The following is a 14,726-nucleotide window of genomic DNA, read 5'->3' as shown; positions in this document are numbered from 1 at the left end:
TCCCGTCGCGCTCGCGCGACGACTCCGAGGAACTGTGCGGGTGGCTTCGGTGCAGCGAGGCCAGGATACGCAGACCGTTCACGAACTCAATCCGCCCGCACGGTGTGGACGGGCGCCCCGCAGGGAGTCCCGACGCTGGCGAGCCCGTCGCCCGCTCCGGCCGCACGATGGGCCACCTCTCGGCCATGCGCTGCACGCCGGAGGAGGCGCTCGTCGCCGCGAAGCCCGCGATGCCCCGCCCTCGGCGCATGCTGGGCTGCCGCTCCCCGGGCGCCGGCGGTGCCCGCGCTCACCCGCGCGATACCCGCCGTCGCCGAGCGTGGTCCGCGCGCCCGCGCGGCGCCGTCGCCCCGCCGCGCCATGAGCCGCCGGCGACGCGCCGTCCAACCGTGCACATGGGACAACCCTGACAGGTAAGCACTGTAGCGAGTGGACCCTGGGACAACCACGATGCGTAAGGGTCATGGCAAGTGGACGCCTGGGATAACCCTGACAGGTAAAGACTGTATGTCTCTCACCTGCTCTGGCTCAGCTCGCCACCGCCCCATCGGGCGCTACGCTGTTGTCTGATCAAGGGTGATGTCGCGGCCACCCCCATGGTGAGCTCGGCAGAACCATGGCCTTCCATGACATGGCGGCGACGACCGCCAGCGGAGGAGCGAGACGATGACAAGGACCTCATTCGTGGTGCTGGCGTGCGCGGCTGCCGCGCTGAGCAGCGCGTCGTGCGGAGGGACGGACAAGGGCAATCGGGCCACGGGCGGCGGCGATACGGGCAGCGGCACCACCGGCGGCGGCGGTACGGGCAGCGGCACCACCGGCGGCGGCGATGCGAGCGGCGGCGATACAGGCGGCGGCGCCACGTCAGGGACCGGCGCGCAGCCGGGGGCCGGCGAGCAGTTCTCCGTCGACGCGCAGGGCGGGACCTTCACAGCGGACGACGGCTTCATCCTCGAGGTGCCGCCGGGCGCGGTGAACGAGAACACGGTGATCACCATCGAGCGCATCGACGAGGCCCCCGAGGGCGCGGTGGGGCCCATGTACGTCCTCGGCCCGGAGGGCCTGACGTTCGAGAGGCCGATCACGCTCACGCTGCCGATCACCGTCGAGCTCAGGGCGGAGCTGGGTGACAACACGGTCCTCGGCGCCCATGGCTTCACCGCGCAGGAGGGCTCGGACGATTTCGCGCCGCTCGCGCGGCACGACGTCTCGAGGGTCAGCGTCGTCACGGAGACCGACCGCCTCTCGAGGATCTATCCAGGCATGATCCTGGCGACCCCGATGGCGAGCCTGCACCGCTATCCGAGCGCGCTGGCCACCGACGCGTCCTTCCTCTACTTCGCGAGCGGCGGCACCGAGGACGTCGCGACCGGGGACAACAACGACGGATTCATCTACCGCGTGAGGCTGGGCACCGCCGAGCCAGAGGCGATGATCCCCGCCGATCCCGATCCCAAGGCGCTGTGGGTCAACGACTCCCACGTGTACTGGGCGAGCGGCGGCGATGACGACCCGGTGATCCCCTCGGCGCTCCGGCGCGTCGACAAGGCGACCCTGGAGGTGGAGACGCTGGCCCAGATCGGCTATGTCGTGAGCGTCATCGGCGACGCGTCCGCCCTCTACTTCGGCGACGGCGATGGAGAGAACCTCTTCACGATGCCGCTCGACGGCGGCGAGCCGGTCGTCCTCGCGTCCGGCGCCGGGAGGCCCGCGTACCTCGCGCAGGACGCGCAGAACCTCTACTGGACCGGCGGCGCGGCGACCAACAAGGTCTACAAGGTGGCGAAGGCGGGCGGGGAGGTGACCGTCATCGCCGACAACGAGGCCGAGCCGGCCGGGATCGCGGTGGACGCGGCGTTCGTCTACTGGGCCAACGCGGGCGACGGCGGGGTGTTCAAGGCGCCCATCGCCGGAGGACAGAAGACCTTGATTTATCGGGGGGACTCGATGGCGGAGCTGGCCCTCCGGGGCTCGACGCTGTTCTCGACGGACACGCGCGGGAACCGCAGCGTCAACGCGCACGATCTCGAGAGCAACAGGACCGTCCTGCTGGCGTTCGGGCAGCCCGTCCCCTGGCGTGTCATCGCCCCGGAGGGGCAAAACGTGTTCTGGTCCAACGCCGGCGACTACCGCTACGAGGGGCAAGTCGCGTCCTACAACGCTCCTTGAGCGTCCGTGTCCCGGCGGCGGGTGGTGGGGTCGCTTCGCTGAACGTGGGGGGCTCTTGAGCCGCCAAGGACGCGCGGCGGCGCTCACGTCGTGACGCCGTCGCCGCGCCCGCGCGTCGTCGCCACGATCGTGGCCCCGGCGCTCACCAGCCAGGATCGAGCGCCGGCGCGACGGGCACGAACGGACCGACCTCACCAAGGTTCCAGCCGCCGTGGCGGAAGCAGGCGCCCGAGCCGCCGGTGCGCACGCCGCAAAGGAGGTCGTACCCGCCTTCGATGAACGTGAAGCGCCCGGCGTCGATCGGCATGTCGGCGCCATCGTAGCGCTTGCACGCGAGGGCCCCCTCGGCGTCGAGCGCGCACACCGCTCCGGCCGTGGCGGTGATGGAACAGGTGGAGGCGCGCGCCTCCATCGCCCTGCCGATGGAGGAGGTTGTCGCCTCCATCGCCGGGTCGAGCGGCGGTCTGCCCCACGACCTGCGTCGCGATCTGCGCTGCGAGAGCATCGAGGGCACAGGAGCGCTCAGGGGATCGTCGCAGGCACGCTCCCTGCTCTCTGGCTGGTTGCGGGGGCGGGGGCGGCCCGAGCGGCCGGCATACCAAGGGAGTCACACCATGAAGATTGCTGCGTATCATCTCGGTCTCGGTCTCATCACCTTCTCGATGGTCACGGGCTGCGTGGCGGCGGACGCCGGCAGCTTCGACGAGGAAGACACGGCGGAGAGCGCCGAGGAGCTCGGAGGAAACCCTGACCCCTGCGCGATGGGGACCGCCCCGAACTTCACCAGCCCGCAGCTCACCGCGGTCGGAGCAAGCGAGACCTACGTCCGCGCCTACCAGTGGATCGACGGCATCTGTCCGGACATCGGGCAGGATCGAGCGACGACGATCGTGGATTTCCCCGTGCCCGGCTATTACCAGCACCAGATCCCGGAGACATACCGCTTCGACGTGCAGCCTACCTTCTGGGGGGCCTCCTCCACCTCGTGGAGCAACGCGTCGCAGGCGATGAGCGACTGCGCGAACACCAAGATGGCCACGCGCGTGCAGCGCTGGGACGCGGCCACGAGCCAGTTCGTGCAGCTCACGTACAAGGAGCAGGCGGGCACGTGGCTCTGGGACAACCCGCTGACCGGCCGCGGGCACTGCTCGACGCCGGCGTTCGTCTACTACCACGAGAACTACGGGACCGCGCAGCAGGTCGCCACGACCAAGTACCGCGTCCGCACCTGGGCCACGCAGCCCGACGGCTCCCACGCGTCCGTCTGGATCACGGGGACACACACGAGCTTCTAGCCCTGCCCATCGCTCCATCCGGGCGGGCTGGCGCGAGCAGCGATCCGCTGTTCGCGCGAAGCGCCTTGAATCCCCACGGATCCTCGAGGCAGCTGGAAGCCCGGCGACGGGTAGAATGCTATTCTGGGGTCGAGGAGCGCCCATGCCCGATCCGCACGACCTGCAACGATTCGTGGACGCGCAGGCTCCGGTCTATGACCGCGTCCTGGTCGAATTGCGCCGAGGAGAGAAGACCAGCCACTGGATGTGGTTCATTTTTCCGCAGCTGAAGGGCCTGGGCCACAGCGCCATGGCTGAGAGGTACGGCATCGCTTCGAAGGGCGAAGCCGAGGCGTATCTGCAGCACCCGACGCTCGGTCCGAGACTGCTGGAGTGCACTCGCCTCGTGAACCAGATCGAGGGGCGCTCGCTCTACGGCATCTTCGATAGCCCCGATGACATGAAGTTCTGCTCGTCGATGACCCTGTTCTCCCGCGCGGCCCCCGGCGAGGGGGCGTTCCTCACGGCGCTCGACAAGTACTGCGGCGGCGAGCCCGATCCGCGAACGCTCGCGCTGCTCGGGTAGCGCCGGCCGTCGCCGGACGCGCCGCTGGATCGCCCCCCGTGGGTGGATCGTCGACGCGCTCGCGTCGCGTCGCGTCGCGTCGGGCGCACCCTCCTTGCCTGTAACATTCCGATGTCACGGTTTCTGTCGGCTCGCGCGGGAACCAGCACCACCGACGTTGCGGACACCACGTCCCAGGGTGCCAGCTCAAGATTTCGCCCTGGGCGGCCGTCTGGAACCGAGGCAACGCAATTTCCTACTTGATCCGCCGTCGTGGACGGACGAGGGAGCCGGCGCTCGCTCCGGCCGGGGGCGACCGAGAGGACCATCACCCGTGGATGCATTGTCGTACCAGTCGCTCGTAACGGGCGCCGTCGCGCTCATGGTCGCACGCACGTTCTACGTGCGTGTCAAGAGGGCCCCTGAAGGCAACGAGACGATGGCGCGCATCGCGCGCTACGTCCGCGAGGGGGCGATGGCCTTCCTCGCGCGCGAGTACAAGGTGCTCGCCGTCTACGCCGCCGTCGTCTTTGCGCTCCTGGCCGCGACGCTCGGGCTCCTGTCCGCGGGCGCGTTCGCCGCGGGCGCGTTCCTGTCGCTCATCGCCGGCTTCTTCGGCATGAAGGCCGCGACGTACGCCAACGTTCGCACGGCCGAGGCCGCGCGCGCGCACGGCAAGGCCACCGCGCTCGTCACCGCGCTCGACGGCGGCGCCGTCATGGGCCTCTGCGTGGCGGGGCTCGGCCTCATCGGCCTGGGCGGCATCTACGCCCTGTTCCGCAGCCACGAGCACCTCGCGACGATCGTCCACTCGTTCGCCGTCGGCGCGAGCTCGATCGCGCTCTTCGCCCGCATCGGCGGCGGCATCTACACGAAGGCCGCCGACGTCGGCGCCGACATCGTCGGCAAGGTCGAGGCGAACATCCCCGAGGACGACCCCCGCAACCCGGGCGTCATCGCCGACAACGTCGGGGACAACGTCGGCGACATCGCGGGCATGGGCGCCGACATCTACGAGAGCTACGTGGCCGCGGTCGTCGCCGCGATCGCGCTCGGCCTCACGCTGCCGATCGCCAAGCTGCAGCAGCTCGCGCCGTCGATGGGCGAGCAGGAGCTCCGCGCGATGGCCGTGTCGCTGCCGCTGCTGCTCGCGACGATCGGCCTGGCGGTCTCGGTCGTCGGCATCTTCATCACGCGCGCGCTCAAGAACCTGCCGCCGGCCCGGGTGCTGCGCCTCGCGCTCATCGTCCCGCCGTTCCTCGTCGTGCTCGCGGCGGCCGGCATCCTCCCGGGGCTCGGCTTCAGCTCCGGCGCCGTCGTCACCCTCGCGGCCGGCGCGGCGGGCGGCGCCATCGTCGGCCTCGTGACCGACTACTACACGTCGATGGGCCCCATCCACAAGGTGGCCCAGAGCTCGCTCACCGGCCCCGGCACCAACGTCATCCGCGGCATCGCGGTCGGCCTCGAGAGCGTCGCGATCCCCCTCATGACCCTCGTCGCCGTGGGCTGGATCTCGAACCACTACCTCGGCCTCTACGGCATCGCGCTCGCCGCGGTCGGCATGCTCGCGGGCACCGCGATCGTCATGACCGTCGACGCGTACGGCCCGATCGCCGACAACGGCGGCGGCATCTCCGAGATGGCCGGCCTCGGCAAGGAGGTCCGCGCGATCACCGACGAGCTCGACGCGGTCGGCAACACCACCGCCGCCGTCGGCAAGGGCTTCGCGATCGGCTCGGCGGTGCTCACCGTCGTCGCGCTGTTCGCCGCCTTCAACATGGAGGTCGACGCGGTCCGCCGCGCGAAGGGCCTCCCGGAGCTCGTGCTGTACCTGACCGACGCCAAGGTCCTCATGGGGCTGCTCTTCGGCGCGCTCCTCCCGTGCCTCGTCGGCGCGCTCACGATGACCGCCGTCGGCCGCGCGGCCGGCGCGATCGTCGAGGAGATCCGCCGTCAGTTCCGCGAGATCCCCGGCCTGCTCGAGGGCAAGCCGGGCGTCGACCCGCAGCCGAAGGTCATCGTCGACATCGCCACGTCGGCCGCCATCCGCGAGATGATCGCGCCCGGCGCCATCGCGGTGCTCGCGCCGGTCGTCGTCGGCTTCGTGGCCGGCCCCGAGGTCCTCGCGGGCACGCTGGCCGGCGCGCTCGTCGTCGGCGCGGTGCTCTCGCTGATGATGGCGAACGGCGGCGGCGCCTGGGACAACGCCAAGAAGCACATCGAGAAGGGCGGTCTCGACGGCCACGCGAAGGGCTCCGACGCCCACAAGGCCGCCGTCGTCGGCGACACCGTGGGCGATCCCTTCAAGGACACCTCGGGCCCCGGCATCTCGATCCTCATCAAGGTGATGGGCGTCGTGTCGCTCCTCATCGCTCCGCTCATCGCCTGAGCGGACGCGCCGTCACGGCGAGCAACGAGAGAGAACGCGGCCCTCGCCGGCCGCGTTCTCGCTTTTGTGGCTTCACGCACGGCTCTCGTCCTGCCTCGGCCGTCGGATTTCCTCTGCTGACAGCGGCGCTGCCGTGCTGTAAATGGCCTGTCTTCGGCGGGGGAGAAGGATGGCCGGGTGAGGATCAGCCGCCGCTCGCAGGTGCCGCCGTTCGCGGTCATGCAGGTGCTCGCCGCCGCCAACGCGCGGCGCGCGGCGGGTGAGCCGGTCATCAGCCTGTGCGCGGGCCAGCCGGGCTCAGGGGCGCCCGCCGCCGTGCGCGCGCGGGCGGCCGCGCTCCTCGCGGAGGGCGACCTCGGGTACACCGAGGCGCTCGGCATCCCGGCGCTGCGCCGCGCGCTCGCGGAGCACTACGGCCGCTGGTACGGCGTGGACCTCGACCCGTCGCGCGTCGCCCTCACCACGGGGTCGTCGGGCGGGTTCCTGCTCGCGTTCCTCGCGGCGTTCGAGGCGGGTGACCGCGTGGCGCTCGCTCGCCCGGGCTACCCGGCGTACCGGAACATCCTTCGCTCCCTCGGGGTGGAGGTGGTCGAGCTGCCGTGCGGCCCGGAGAGCCGCTTCCAGCTGACGACGTCGCAGCTCAGGGCCGCGTGCGAAGGCGCAAAGCTCGACGGCGTGGTCCTGGCGAGCCCGGCGAACCCGACGGGGACGATGGTCGACGCCGCGGAGCTCGACGCGATGGCGCGCTGGTGCGCGGAGCACGGCGTCCGGCTGGTGAGCGACGAGATCTATCACGGCCTCACGTACGGCCCGTGGGCCGGGCGCCAGGCGACGGCGGCGCGCCACGCCGACGCGGGCGCCGTCGTCGTGTCGAGCTTCTCGAAGTACTGGGCCATGACGGGCTGGCGCCTGGGGTGGCTCGTGCTGCCGCCGGAGCTCGTCCCGACGGTCGACGCGCTGGCGGGGAACCTCGCGCTGTGCCCGCCCGCCCTGGCGCAGCACGCGGCGCTCGCGGCCCTGACCCCGGAGGCGTACGCCGAGGCGGACCGGCGGGTGGAGGGCTACGCGGCCGCGCGCGACCTGCTGCTGCGGCGGCTGCCCGAGCTCGGCTGGAAGGTCGCCCCGCCCGACGGCGCCTTCTACCTGTACGCCGACGTCGGCACGGACGACTCGGTCGCGTGGTGCGAGCGGCTGCTCGCCGACACGGGCGTGGCGCTCACGCCGGGCGCGGACTTCGACGGCGAAGGCGGCGCGCGGTACGTCCGGCTGTCCTTCGCGGCCCCGGTCGAGCAGGTCGACGAGGCGGTGACGCGGATCGTCGCCTGGCAGCGCCAGCGCGCGCGGTGACCGGCGGGGGGTCGCTGGGGGTGCCCGGGGAGCTCACGAGGCGGCGCGCGTCTCCTTCGGCTTCCGCCGGCCCGCTGGCATGAGCACGGCCCGCCAGGCACGCTGCTGGGCGTCGGCGCGCTCTCCGACCCCGATCACCTGGTCGAAGTCGAGGCCACCGCGGTCATCGACTGAGCGCGGCAGCGTGGCCCTCGAGCTTCGCGCCGCTTCCGCCGTTGCCGGTGAGCTGGGTCTGGTACAACGCGTGGTAGGCCCCCCCTGCGGCGAGGAGCTCCGCGTGCGTGCCGCGCTCGACGATGCGGCCTGCGTTCATGACGAGGAGCATGTCGGCGTCGCGGATCGTCGAGAGGCGATGCGCGATGACGAAGCTCGTGCGCTGGGCGCGCAAGGCCGCCATCGCGCGCTGGACGAGCACCTCGGTCCGGGTGTCGACCGAGGAGGTCGCCTCGTCGAGGATCAGGATCGCCGGGTTCGCGAGGAACGCGCGGGCGATCGTGATGAGCTGCTTCTCGCCGGCGCTCAGGTTGCCCGAGTCCTCGTCGATCACCGTATCGTAACCGGCGGGCAGGGCGCGCACGAAGCGGTCGACGTGCGCCGCGCGCGCCGCCTCCTGGATGTCGGCCTCGGTCGCGGCGGCGTTGCCGAACGCGATGTTGTCGCGGATCGTGCCCGAGAACAGCCATGTATCCTGCAGCACGATACCGAGCTTCGCGCGCAGCTCGCGGCGCGGCAATCGCGCGATGTCGACGCCGTCGATCAGGATCCGGCCGCCGTCGAGCTCGTAAAACCGCATCAAGAGGTTCACGAGCGTGGTCTTGCCGGCGCCGGTCGGGCCGACGATCGCGACCGTCTGGCCTGGCAGGATCGTGAGGTCGAGGTCCTCGATGAGGGGCTCGTCGGGCTTGTAGCGGAACGTGACGTGCTCGAACCGGACCTCGCCGCTCACTTTCGGCAGGGCCGCGGGCGGGGTGGCGTCGGGTGACTGGCCCTGTTCGTCGAGCAGCTCGAACACCCGCTCTGCAGAGGCAACACCCGATTGCAGGACGTTCGTGACGGACGCGAGCTGGCCGAGCTGCTGAGAGAACTGGCGCGAGTACTGGATGAACGCTTGCACGCTGCCGAGCAGCATCGCGCCCGACGCGACGCGCAGGCCGCCGATGACGGCGATGGCGACGTAGGTCAGGTTCCCGACGAAATTGACCGCCGGCATGATGATGCTGGACATGAACTGCGCGCGGAAGCTGGTCTCGAAGAGCTCCTGGTTCGTCGACTGGAAGCGGGCCTCGACGTCGCGGCGCCGCCCGAGCACGTTGACGAGCGCGTGGCCGGTGAACGCCTCCTCGATCTGGCCGTTGAGCACGCCGACCTGCGCCCACTGCGCGACGAATTTCGCCTGCGCGCGCTTCGCGACCGCCGCGGTCGTGAGCACCGAGAGCGGCACGGTGAAGAGCGTGATCACCGCGAGCACCGGCGAGATCACGACGAGCATGACGACGATGCCGAGGAGCGTCAGCGCGCCGTTCATGATCTGCGTCAGCGTCTGCTGCAGGCCCTGCGCGACGTTGTCGATGTCGTTCGTGACGCGGCTCAAGAGCTCGCCGTGCGGGCGGCCGTCGAAGTAGGCGAGCGGCAAGCGGGCGAGCTTGTCCTGAGCCTCGGCGCGGAGCCGTCGCACGGCGTTCTGCACGACCTCGTTGAGCAGGTAGCCCTGCAGCCAGGCGAACAGCGACGCGCCGGCGTAGAGCGCCATCACGAGCAGGAGCAGCTCGGCGAGCTCGCGGAGCTGGATGCCGCGGCCGGGGACGACGTCCATGTGGCCCACGAGCTCGGCGAGCCGCGCCTGGCCGGAGCGCTGGAGCTCCGCGACGGCCTCGGCCTTCGTGGCGGCCGCCGGGAGGCGAGCGCCCATCACGCCGGAGAAGATGATGTCCGTCGCGCGGCCGAGCAGCTTCGGGCCGGCCAGGCCGAGCCCCACGCTGAGCAGCGAGCAAGCGAGCACGACCGCGAGGCGCGCGCGCTCGGGGGCGAGGCGGCCGAGGAGGCGCCGCGCGGAGGGGGCGAACTGCTTCGCCTTCTGCGGCGGCGCGGCCCCCATGCCGAAGGGGCCGCGCGGCAGGACCGGGGAGCGCGCCCCCGCGGGGGCGGCGGGCGGGGGACCCGCGTGACGCGCGCTCATGCGGCCACCGCCGCATCGCGCTGCGAGGCCACGATCTCGGCGTACGTCGGGCACGACGCGAGCAGCTCGCCATGCTTGCCCTGGCCGACGATCTCGCCGTTGTCGAGCACGAGGATCTGGTCCGCGTCGACGATGCTCGACACGCGCTGGGCGACGAGGATCACCGTGGCGGCGCGCGTGCGCTCGGCGAGCGCGGCCCGCAGCCGGGCCTCGGTCGCGACGTCGAGCGCGGAGAAGGCGTCGTCGAACAGGAAGACGCGCGGCCGGCGCAGCAGGGCGCGGGCGATCGACAGCCGCTGGCGCTGGCCGCCGGAGACGTTCGTGCCGCCCTGCCCGATCGGCGTGTCGAGCTTGCGCGGCATCGCCTCGACGAAGTCGCGCGCCTGCGCGGCGGCGAGGGCCGCCCAGAGCTGCTCGTCGGTGGCCGCGGGGTCGCCGTAGCGCAGGTTCGAGGCCACCGTGCCGGAGAACAGGAAGGCCCGCTGCGGCACGAGCCCGATGCACGACCAGACCGCCTCGAGGGCGAGCATGCGCGCGTCGACGCCGTCGAGCCGGACCTCGCCCCTCGTCGGGTCGATGAGCCGCGCGATCAGGTCGAGCAGCGTTGTCTTGCCCGAGCCGGTGCTGCCGATGATCGCGGTGACCTGCCCGGGGCGCGCCACGAACGAGATGCCGCGCAGGACGGGCAGCTCGGCGCCCGGATAGCGGTACTCGACGTCTCGCAGCTCGACGAGGCCGGCCGGCTCGACGAGCGTCACGGGCTGGTCGGGAGCGCGCACCGACGGCTCGGTGTCCAGCACCTCGACGATGCGCTCCGAGCACGCGGCCGCGCGCGGCAGCATGACGGCCATGAACGTCACCATCATCACGGCCATCAGGATCTGCACCAGGTAGGCGAGGAACGCCGTCATCGAGCCGATCGCGAGCGTGCCGTCCGCGATCCGGTGCGCGCCGAACCACAGGACGGCGACGCTCGAAGCGTTGAAGACGAACATCACGGTCGGGAACATCAGCGCTTGCAGGCGCCCGATGCGCAGCGCGGTCTCGGTGAGGTCGCCGTTCGCGCGCTCGAAGCGCGCCGCCTCGGCGCGCTCGCGCACGAAGGCGCGGATCACGCGCACGCCGGTGATCTGCTCGCGCAGCACGCGGTTCACGGTGTCGATGAGGGGCTGCATCCGCCGGAACTGCGGCACCATCCGCGACATGATCGCGACGACGGCGCCCGCGAGCAGCGGCACCGCGATCGCGAGCAGCCAGGCGAGCGACCCGTCCTCGCGCAGCGCCATCACGATGCCGCCGACGCACATGATCGGCGAGAGGACGAGCATCGTACAGCCCATCATCACCACCATCTGCACCTGCTGGACGTCGTTGGTCGTGCGCGTGATGAGCGACGGCGCTCCGAACCGCGACAGCTCGCGCGCGGAGAACTCGCCGACGCGGTGGAACACCGCCGCGCGCAGGTCGCGGCCGAAGCTCATCGCGACGCGCGCGCCGGCGTAGTTCGCGGCGACCGAACACACGATCTGGACGCCGGTGATCGCGAGCATGATCGCGCCGAGCTCCAGGATCCGCGGCGTGTCGCCGAGCGCGATGCCCTGATCGATGATGTCGGCGTTCAGGCTCGGCAGGTACAGCGAAGCGAGCGTCGCCACGAGCTGGAACGCGACGACGAGCGCGAGCAAGCGCACCTGTGGGCGCAGGAAGCGGCGCAACAGCTGCCTCAGCAAGGCTCCTCCTCTTCGGGGCGGCGGCGGATACCATCGAGCAGGATCGCCACGACCTCCGCGGCGGTCAGGGGCATGCCGTCGGTGATCCGCGGGTGCGTGCCCGCGAACGTCATCATGCGCAGTAGCCGCGCTGCATACGCCGGATCGCAGCGCAGCTCGTCGCGCGACGCCTCGAACAGGCGCTCGAGCTGCACGTGAACCTGCTCATCCTGGCGCGGCGTCTGAGCGCACCCGGACTCGGGGCGTACGGGGGGCGGCATCGTCATGCCGAGCATCGAGATGAGCTGCCAGATGCCCTCGACGCGGCGCTGCAGGACCTCGACCGCCTGGATCAAGCGATCGCGCAGCGGCGCCGCGAGATCGATGCGCTCCAGCTCCCGCAGCGTCGGCGCCGGATCGAACAGGGTCGCGATCGCGGCCTGGATCAGCGACTCCTTGTCGGGGAACACGCGGAAGAGCGTCCCTTCCGCGGTGCCGGCGGCCATCGCGATCTGAGCCGTCGTCACGTTGCGGCCGTACAAGCGCAGCAGCGGGATCGTCGCCGCGATGATGCTCGCGCGACGCTCCTCCGGACGCAGGGGAGGAGCTCGCCGGCTAGGTGGTGCCATGCGTCCCGTGTACCGGAGTGAGCGCTCACTCGTCAAGAGTGAGCGCTCACTCACTCGGTCTGCAGACGGGATCGGGGCCTTATTTCGTGGTCAACATCCGGGTCACGGTCTGCCGCGTTCTGTCCCTCGACGGCCAGCCGGCGCGTCCGGCGCGTCCGGCGCGTCCGGCGCGTCCGGCGCGCTGGCCTCGCCCTCGCCCGGCGTCCCCGCCGGCTCCTTCTGCTGCTGCTGCTCGACGACGAAGAGGACCCCATCGATGGTGTACCCCGCGACCCGGTTGACGAGGCGGATCGCCACGTGGACGCCGGACACCATGGTGTCGTGGACGAGCCGGATCCCCCTCACCGGCGCCGCGATGGGAGGAATCTGCTCCAGCAGGTCGAAAGGCAGCTTCGCCGCGTGCTTCTGCAGGCGCTCCACGGCCCGCGAGCCGTGGTCGACCGCGTCCTGCACGAGGTCCTTCAGGCCGCGCCACCGATCCATCACGCCGCCTCCTCGCACCACGCGCGGATCTGCGCGTAGACGCCCGGGTCGCGGGCCAGGCGCAGGTGGCCGAGCGCCGGCATGATCCGCACGTGCTCCTGCGGGAACGGCGAGCACCGGTCCCTGGCCACCGCCCTCCCCGTGGCGCTCCTCAGCGGGACCACCGCGTCCCCGAACAGGAGCGAGAGCCGCGGGTCGGTCGTGAGCGCACCGGCGATGAGGTGGTGGCGGACGTGCGGGAGCAGGGGAACGGGATGGCGCCGGTTCTGGAGCAGGGCGTCCGCGTCGGCGCCCTCCCAGTCCTCTCGGCGCAGGTTGGCATAGGCGAGGTCCTTGATCCCGCCGCTCCGGAGGTTCGCGATGTCGGCGATGAGCTTCGTGTACGGATTGTCGATGCGCCCGAGCGCCCACGTGACGGCGCTGCCAAGGCGCTCCGCCGGGGCGCCGACGTGGGGTGTGCCGAGATAGAAGGCCCGCTTCAGCAGGGGCAGCCACCTCCGCCCCTTGCCGCTCGCCGCGTGCGCGGCGCTGCGCGCGACCAGGCCACCCATGCTGTGGCCGATGAGGGCCAGCTCCTCCACGGGAACGGGATAGCGACAGACGAGCTCCTCGAGGAGGACATCCAGGGCCTCCCCGTTCTCGGAGACACGGAGACCGCTATTGTACCGCACGTAGAGCGGCGTGTAGCCGAGATCGCGCGCGAGCAGCGATCCGTACGTCTCGCCGTCCGGCATCGCCCAGACGTCCTCGGTGCTCATCAGCCCGTGCACGAGCACGACGACGCGCGGCGTGGCCGACGCAGCGGCCGCGGGGAGCGCCCCGGTGAGCGGCACCGGGCGCCCATCGCGGACGAGCTGCATCGCGGTCGCAAGGCCATTGGCGGTCCGCCTCAGGTAGTCGCCGAGGAATCCATTGAGGACAGCAATGGCCGATTCCAGGTTGTTTCCCATGCGATGAGCCAGCCTGCGTTCTAGCATGGTGCCGCGCCGGGTGCCCCTCCGCAGATCGGCGCCCGCGCTCCCGAATCGCGTTTGGACTTCCTTCCATGAAACACAAAGGGGCCGCGCAGCTCAGCCGAAAGGCCTTCGACGATGGATTCGAAGTTTCGTTCGGTGATGAACGGCATCAACAATGCGGGCACGTCGACCCAGGGGACCCGAATGCCGTAGGGGGAATTCACAGGCGTAGTCGCCCGAGCGCGCTATCTCGCTCTGCCCGTGACCCCGGTAACTCCAGTGGACCAGGTGGGTCGTCATTGCGAGGGCGCTTACAAGGTGCTTCCAGAAGTTCTCCGTCGTGCTGAGGCCGTTCGTGAGGACGACGGGCGGTCGATCTCGCAGCTGCACCTCGTCGCCTGGGCGCTGGTGCGTGTGCCACGCGATGCGCGTCCCATCGCTTGCAACGATGTGCTGCAGGATCGAACCTTCCATGATGGGAACGGACGGTAGCATGCGCGACCTCACGACCAGCCCCAGGGGGGCCGTAACACCCAGCCAAAGAGGAGGAGGGCGCGATCGCGGACCAGGAAGGCGCGGGGCGCCTGGTTGGTGTGCCCTATGGCTCGACCCCGGCGACGTGCCCCGTGCTTGGCGCGCGTGGCGTGAGGCGAGCGGGATCACGACGGGCGCGCTGTTTCGAGGCGTCAACCGACACGGCAAGCTGACGCCGCATCGCCTCGATGGGCGGGACGTCGCGCGCATCCTGCAGCGCGCCGCCGGAGCCGCGGAGCTGCAGATCGAGGAGCTCGGCGGGCACTTCCTGAGGGCGGGGTTCATCACCGCGGCCGCGCTCGCCGGCAAATCCGAGCGCGACATCATGAACCACACTGGCCACCGCTCGCGCGTGCAGGTGCGTCGCTACATCCGGCACGGGCGGCTGTTCACAGACAACGCCGCGCAGAACATCGGGCTATAAACGCCGCAGGCGATGGCGAGAGGACCTCGAAGGCGAACTCGGGTTTCACCACGGTGGGAATCTAGGGGGCG

Annotated in this window: 12 protein-coding genes; 6 read left to right on the top strand and 6 right to left on the bottom strand. The window is 71.1% G+C overall.

Annotated features, from left to right (window positions below):
- Window positions 1-666 precede the first annotated feature (666 nt).
- Window positions 667-2,169, top strand: a complete 1,503-nt coding sequence (locus tag WMF27_RS28165) for a DUF5050 domain-containing protein (protein WP_437765781.1) — start codon at window positions 667-669, stop codon at window positions 2,167-2,169.
- A 142-nt stretch (window positions 2,170-2,311) separates the two neighbouring features.
- Here WMF27_RS28165 and WMF27_RS28160 read toward each other — a convergent pair whose 3' ends face one another.
- Window positions 2,312-2,614, bottom strand: coding sequence for a hypothetical protein (locus WMF27_RS28160; RefSeq protein ID WP_437765782.1), 303 nt, complete (start codon window positions 2,612-2,614; stop codon window positions 2,312-2,314).
- 169 nt (window positions 2,615-2,783) lie between these two features.
- Here WMF27_RS28160 and WMF27_RS28155 point away from each other — a divergent pair, with 169 nt between their 5' ends.
- From WMF27_RS28155 to WMF27_RS28140, 4 genes are all read left to right on the top strand, one after another.
- Window positions 2,784-3,464, top strand: a complete 681-nt coding sequence (locus WMF27_RS28155; RefSeq protein WP_437765783.1) for a hypothetical protein — start codon at window positions 2,784-2,786, stop codon at window positions 3,462-3,464.
- A gap of 142 nt (window positions 3,465-3,606) precedes the next feature.
- Window positions 3,607-4,029 (top strand): DUF1810 domain-containing protein, encoded by a 423-nt coding sequence (locus WMF27_RS28150; protein WP_437765784.1) that lies wholly within the window; start codon window positions 3,607-3,609, stop codon window positions 4,027-4,029.
- Between the two features lie 313 nt (window positions 4,030-4,342).
- Window positions 4,343-6,397, top strand: coding sequence for a sodium-translocating pyrophosphatase (locus WMF27_RS28145; RefSeq protein WP_437765785.1), 2,055 nt, complete (start codon window positions 4,343-4,345; stop codon window positions 6,395-6,397).
- Window positions 6,398-6,574: 177 nt separating this feature from the next.
- Complete coding sequence (locus tag WMF27_RS28140) at window positions 6,575-7,744, top strand: pyridoxal phosphate-dependent aminotransferase (protein ID WP_437765786.1); 1,170 nt, start codon at window positions 6,575-6,577, stop codon at window positions 7,742-7,744.
- Window positions 7,745-7,907: 163 nt separating this feature from the next.
- Here the strand turns inward: WMF27_RS28140 and WMF27_RS28135 are convergent, their stop codons facing one another.
- From WMF27_RS28135 to WMF27_RS28115, 5 genes are all read right to left on the bottom strand, one after another.
- A complete protein-coding gene (locus WMF27_RS28135) occupies window positions 7,908-9,920 on the bottom strand; it encodes an ABC transporter ATP-binding protein (protein ID WP_437765787.1) in 2,013 nt (670 codons plus the stop codon).
- Window positions 9,917-11,650: an ABC transporter ATP-binding protein gene (locus WMF27_RS28130; RefSeq protein ID WP_437765788.1), complete on the bottom strand. Its 1,734-nt coding sequence runs from the start codon at window positions 11,648-11,650 to the stop codon at window positions 9,917-9,919. The genes WMF27_RS28135 and WMF27_RS28130 overlap by 4 nt, the downstream gene beginning before the upstream one ends.
- Window positions 11,644-12,258 (bottom strand): TetR/AcrR family transcriptional regulator, encoded by a 615-nt coding sequence (locus WMF27_RS28125; protein ID WP_437765789.1) that lies wholly within the window; start codon window positions 12,256-12,258, stop codon window positions 11,644-11,646. Before WMF27_RS28125 ends, WMF27_RS28130 begins: the two co-directional genes overlap by 7 nt.
- 102 nt (window positions 12,259-12,360) lie before the next feature.
- A complete protein-coding gene (locus WMF27_RS28120) occupies window positions 12,361-12,741 on the bottom strand; it encodes a hypothetical protein (RefSeq protein ID WP_437765790.1) in 381 nt (126 codons plus the stop codon).
- The gene (locus WMF27_RS28115; protein WP_437765791.1) at window positions 12,741-13,691 is read right to left on the bottom strand and encodes a lipase family alpha/beta hydrolase; all 951 of its coding nucleotides are present in this window, start codon (window positions 13,689-13,691) and stop codon (window positions 12,741-12,743) included. Before WMF27_RS28115 ends, WMF27_RS28120 begins: the two co-directional genes overlap by 1 nt.
- 625 nt (window positions 13,692-14,316) lie before the next feature.
- Between WMF27_RS28115 and WMF27_RS28110 the strand changes: the two genes are divergently transcribed.
- Window positions 14,317-14,655 carry a hypothetical protein gene (locus WMF27_RS28110; RefSeq protein WP_437765792.1) on the top strand — a complete coding sequence of 113 codons (339 nt, stop codon included), beginning with the start codon at window positions 14,317-14,319 and terminating at the stop codon, window positions 14,653-14,655.
- The last annotated feature ends 71 nt before the right edge of the window (window positions 14,656-14,726 follow it).

This window comes from Sorangium sp. So ce281 (assembly GCF_051527395.1).
GTDB classification, from domain to species: Bacteria; Myxococcota_A; Polyangia; order Polyangiales; family Polyangiaceae; genus Sorangium; species Sorangium cellulosum_B.
This window is presented reverse-complemented; position numbering and strand designations above follow the sequence as displayed.

Excerpts from the sequence above, each read along its gene's own strand:
- WMF27_RS28150 (WP_437765784.1), top strand. The coding sequence starts at position 3,607 with ATGCCCGATCCGCACGACCTGCAACGATTCGTGGACGCGCAGGCTCCG.
- WMF27_RS28125 (WP_437765789.1), bottom strand. The coding sequence starts at position 12,258 with ATGGCACCACCTAGCCGGCGAGCTCCTCCCCTGCGTCCGGAGGAGCGT.
- WMF27_RS28165 (WP_437765781.1), top strand. The coding sequence starts at position 667 with ATGACAAGGACCTCATTCGTGGTGCTGGCGTGCGCGGCTGCCGCGCTG.
- WMF27_RS28155 (WP_437765783.1), top strand. The coding sequence starts at position 2,784 with ATGAAGATTGCTGCGTATCATCTCGGTCTCGGTCTCATCACCTTCTCG.
- WMF27_RS28135 (WP_437765787.1), bottom strand. The coding sequence starts at position 9,920 with ATGAGCGCGCGTCACGCGGGTCCCCCGCCCGCCGCCCCCGCGGGGGCG.
- WMF27_RS28160 (WP_437765782.1), bottom strand. The coding sequence starts at position 2,614 with ATGGAGGCGACAACCTCCTCCATCGGCAGGGCGATGGAGGCGCGCGCC.
- WMF27_RS28120 (WP_437765790.1), bottom strand. The coding sequence starts at position 12,741 with ATGGATCGGTGGCGCGGCCTGAAGGACCTCGTGCAGGACGCGGTCGAC.
- WMF27_RS28115 (WP_437765791.1), bottom strand. The coding sequence starts at position 13,691 with ATGGGAAACAACCTGGAATCGGCCATTGCTGTCCTCAATGGATTCCTC.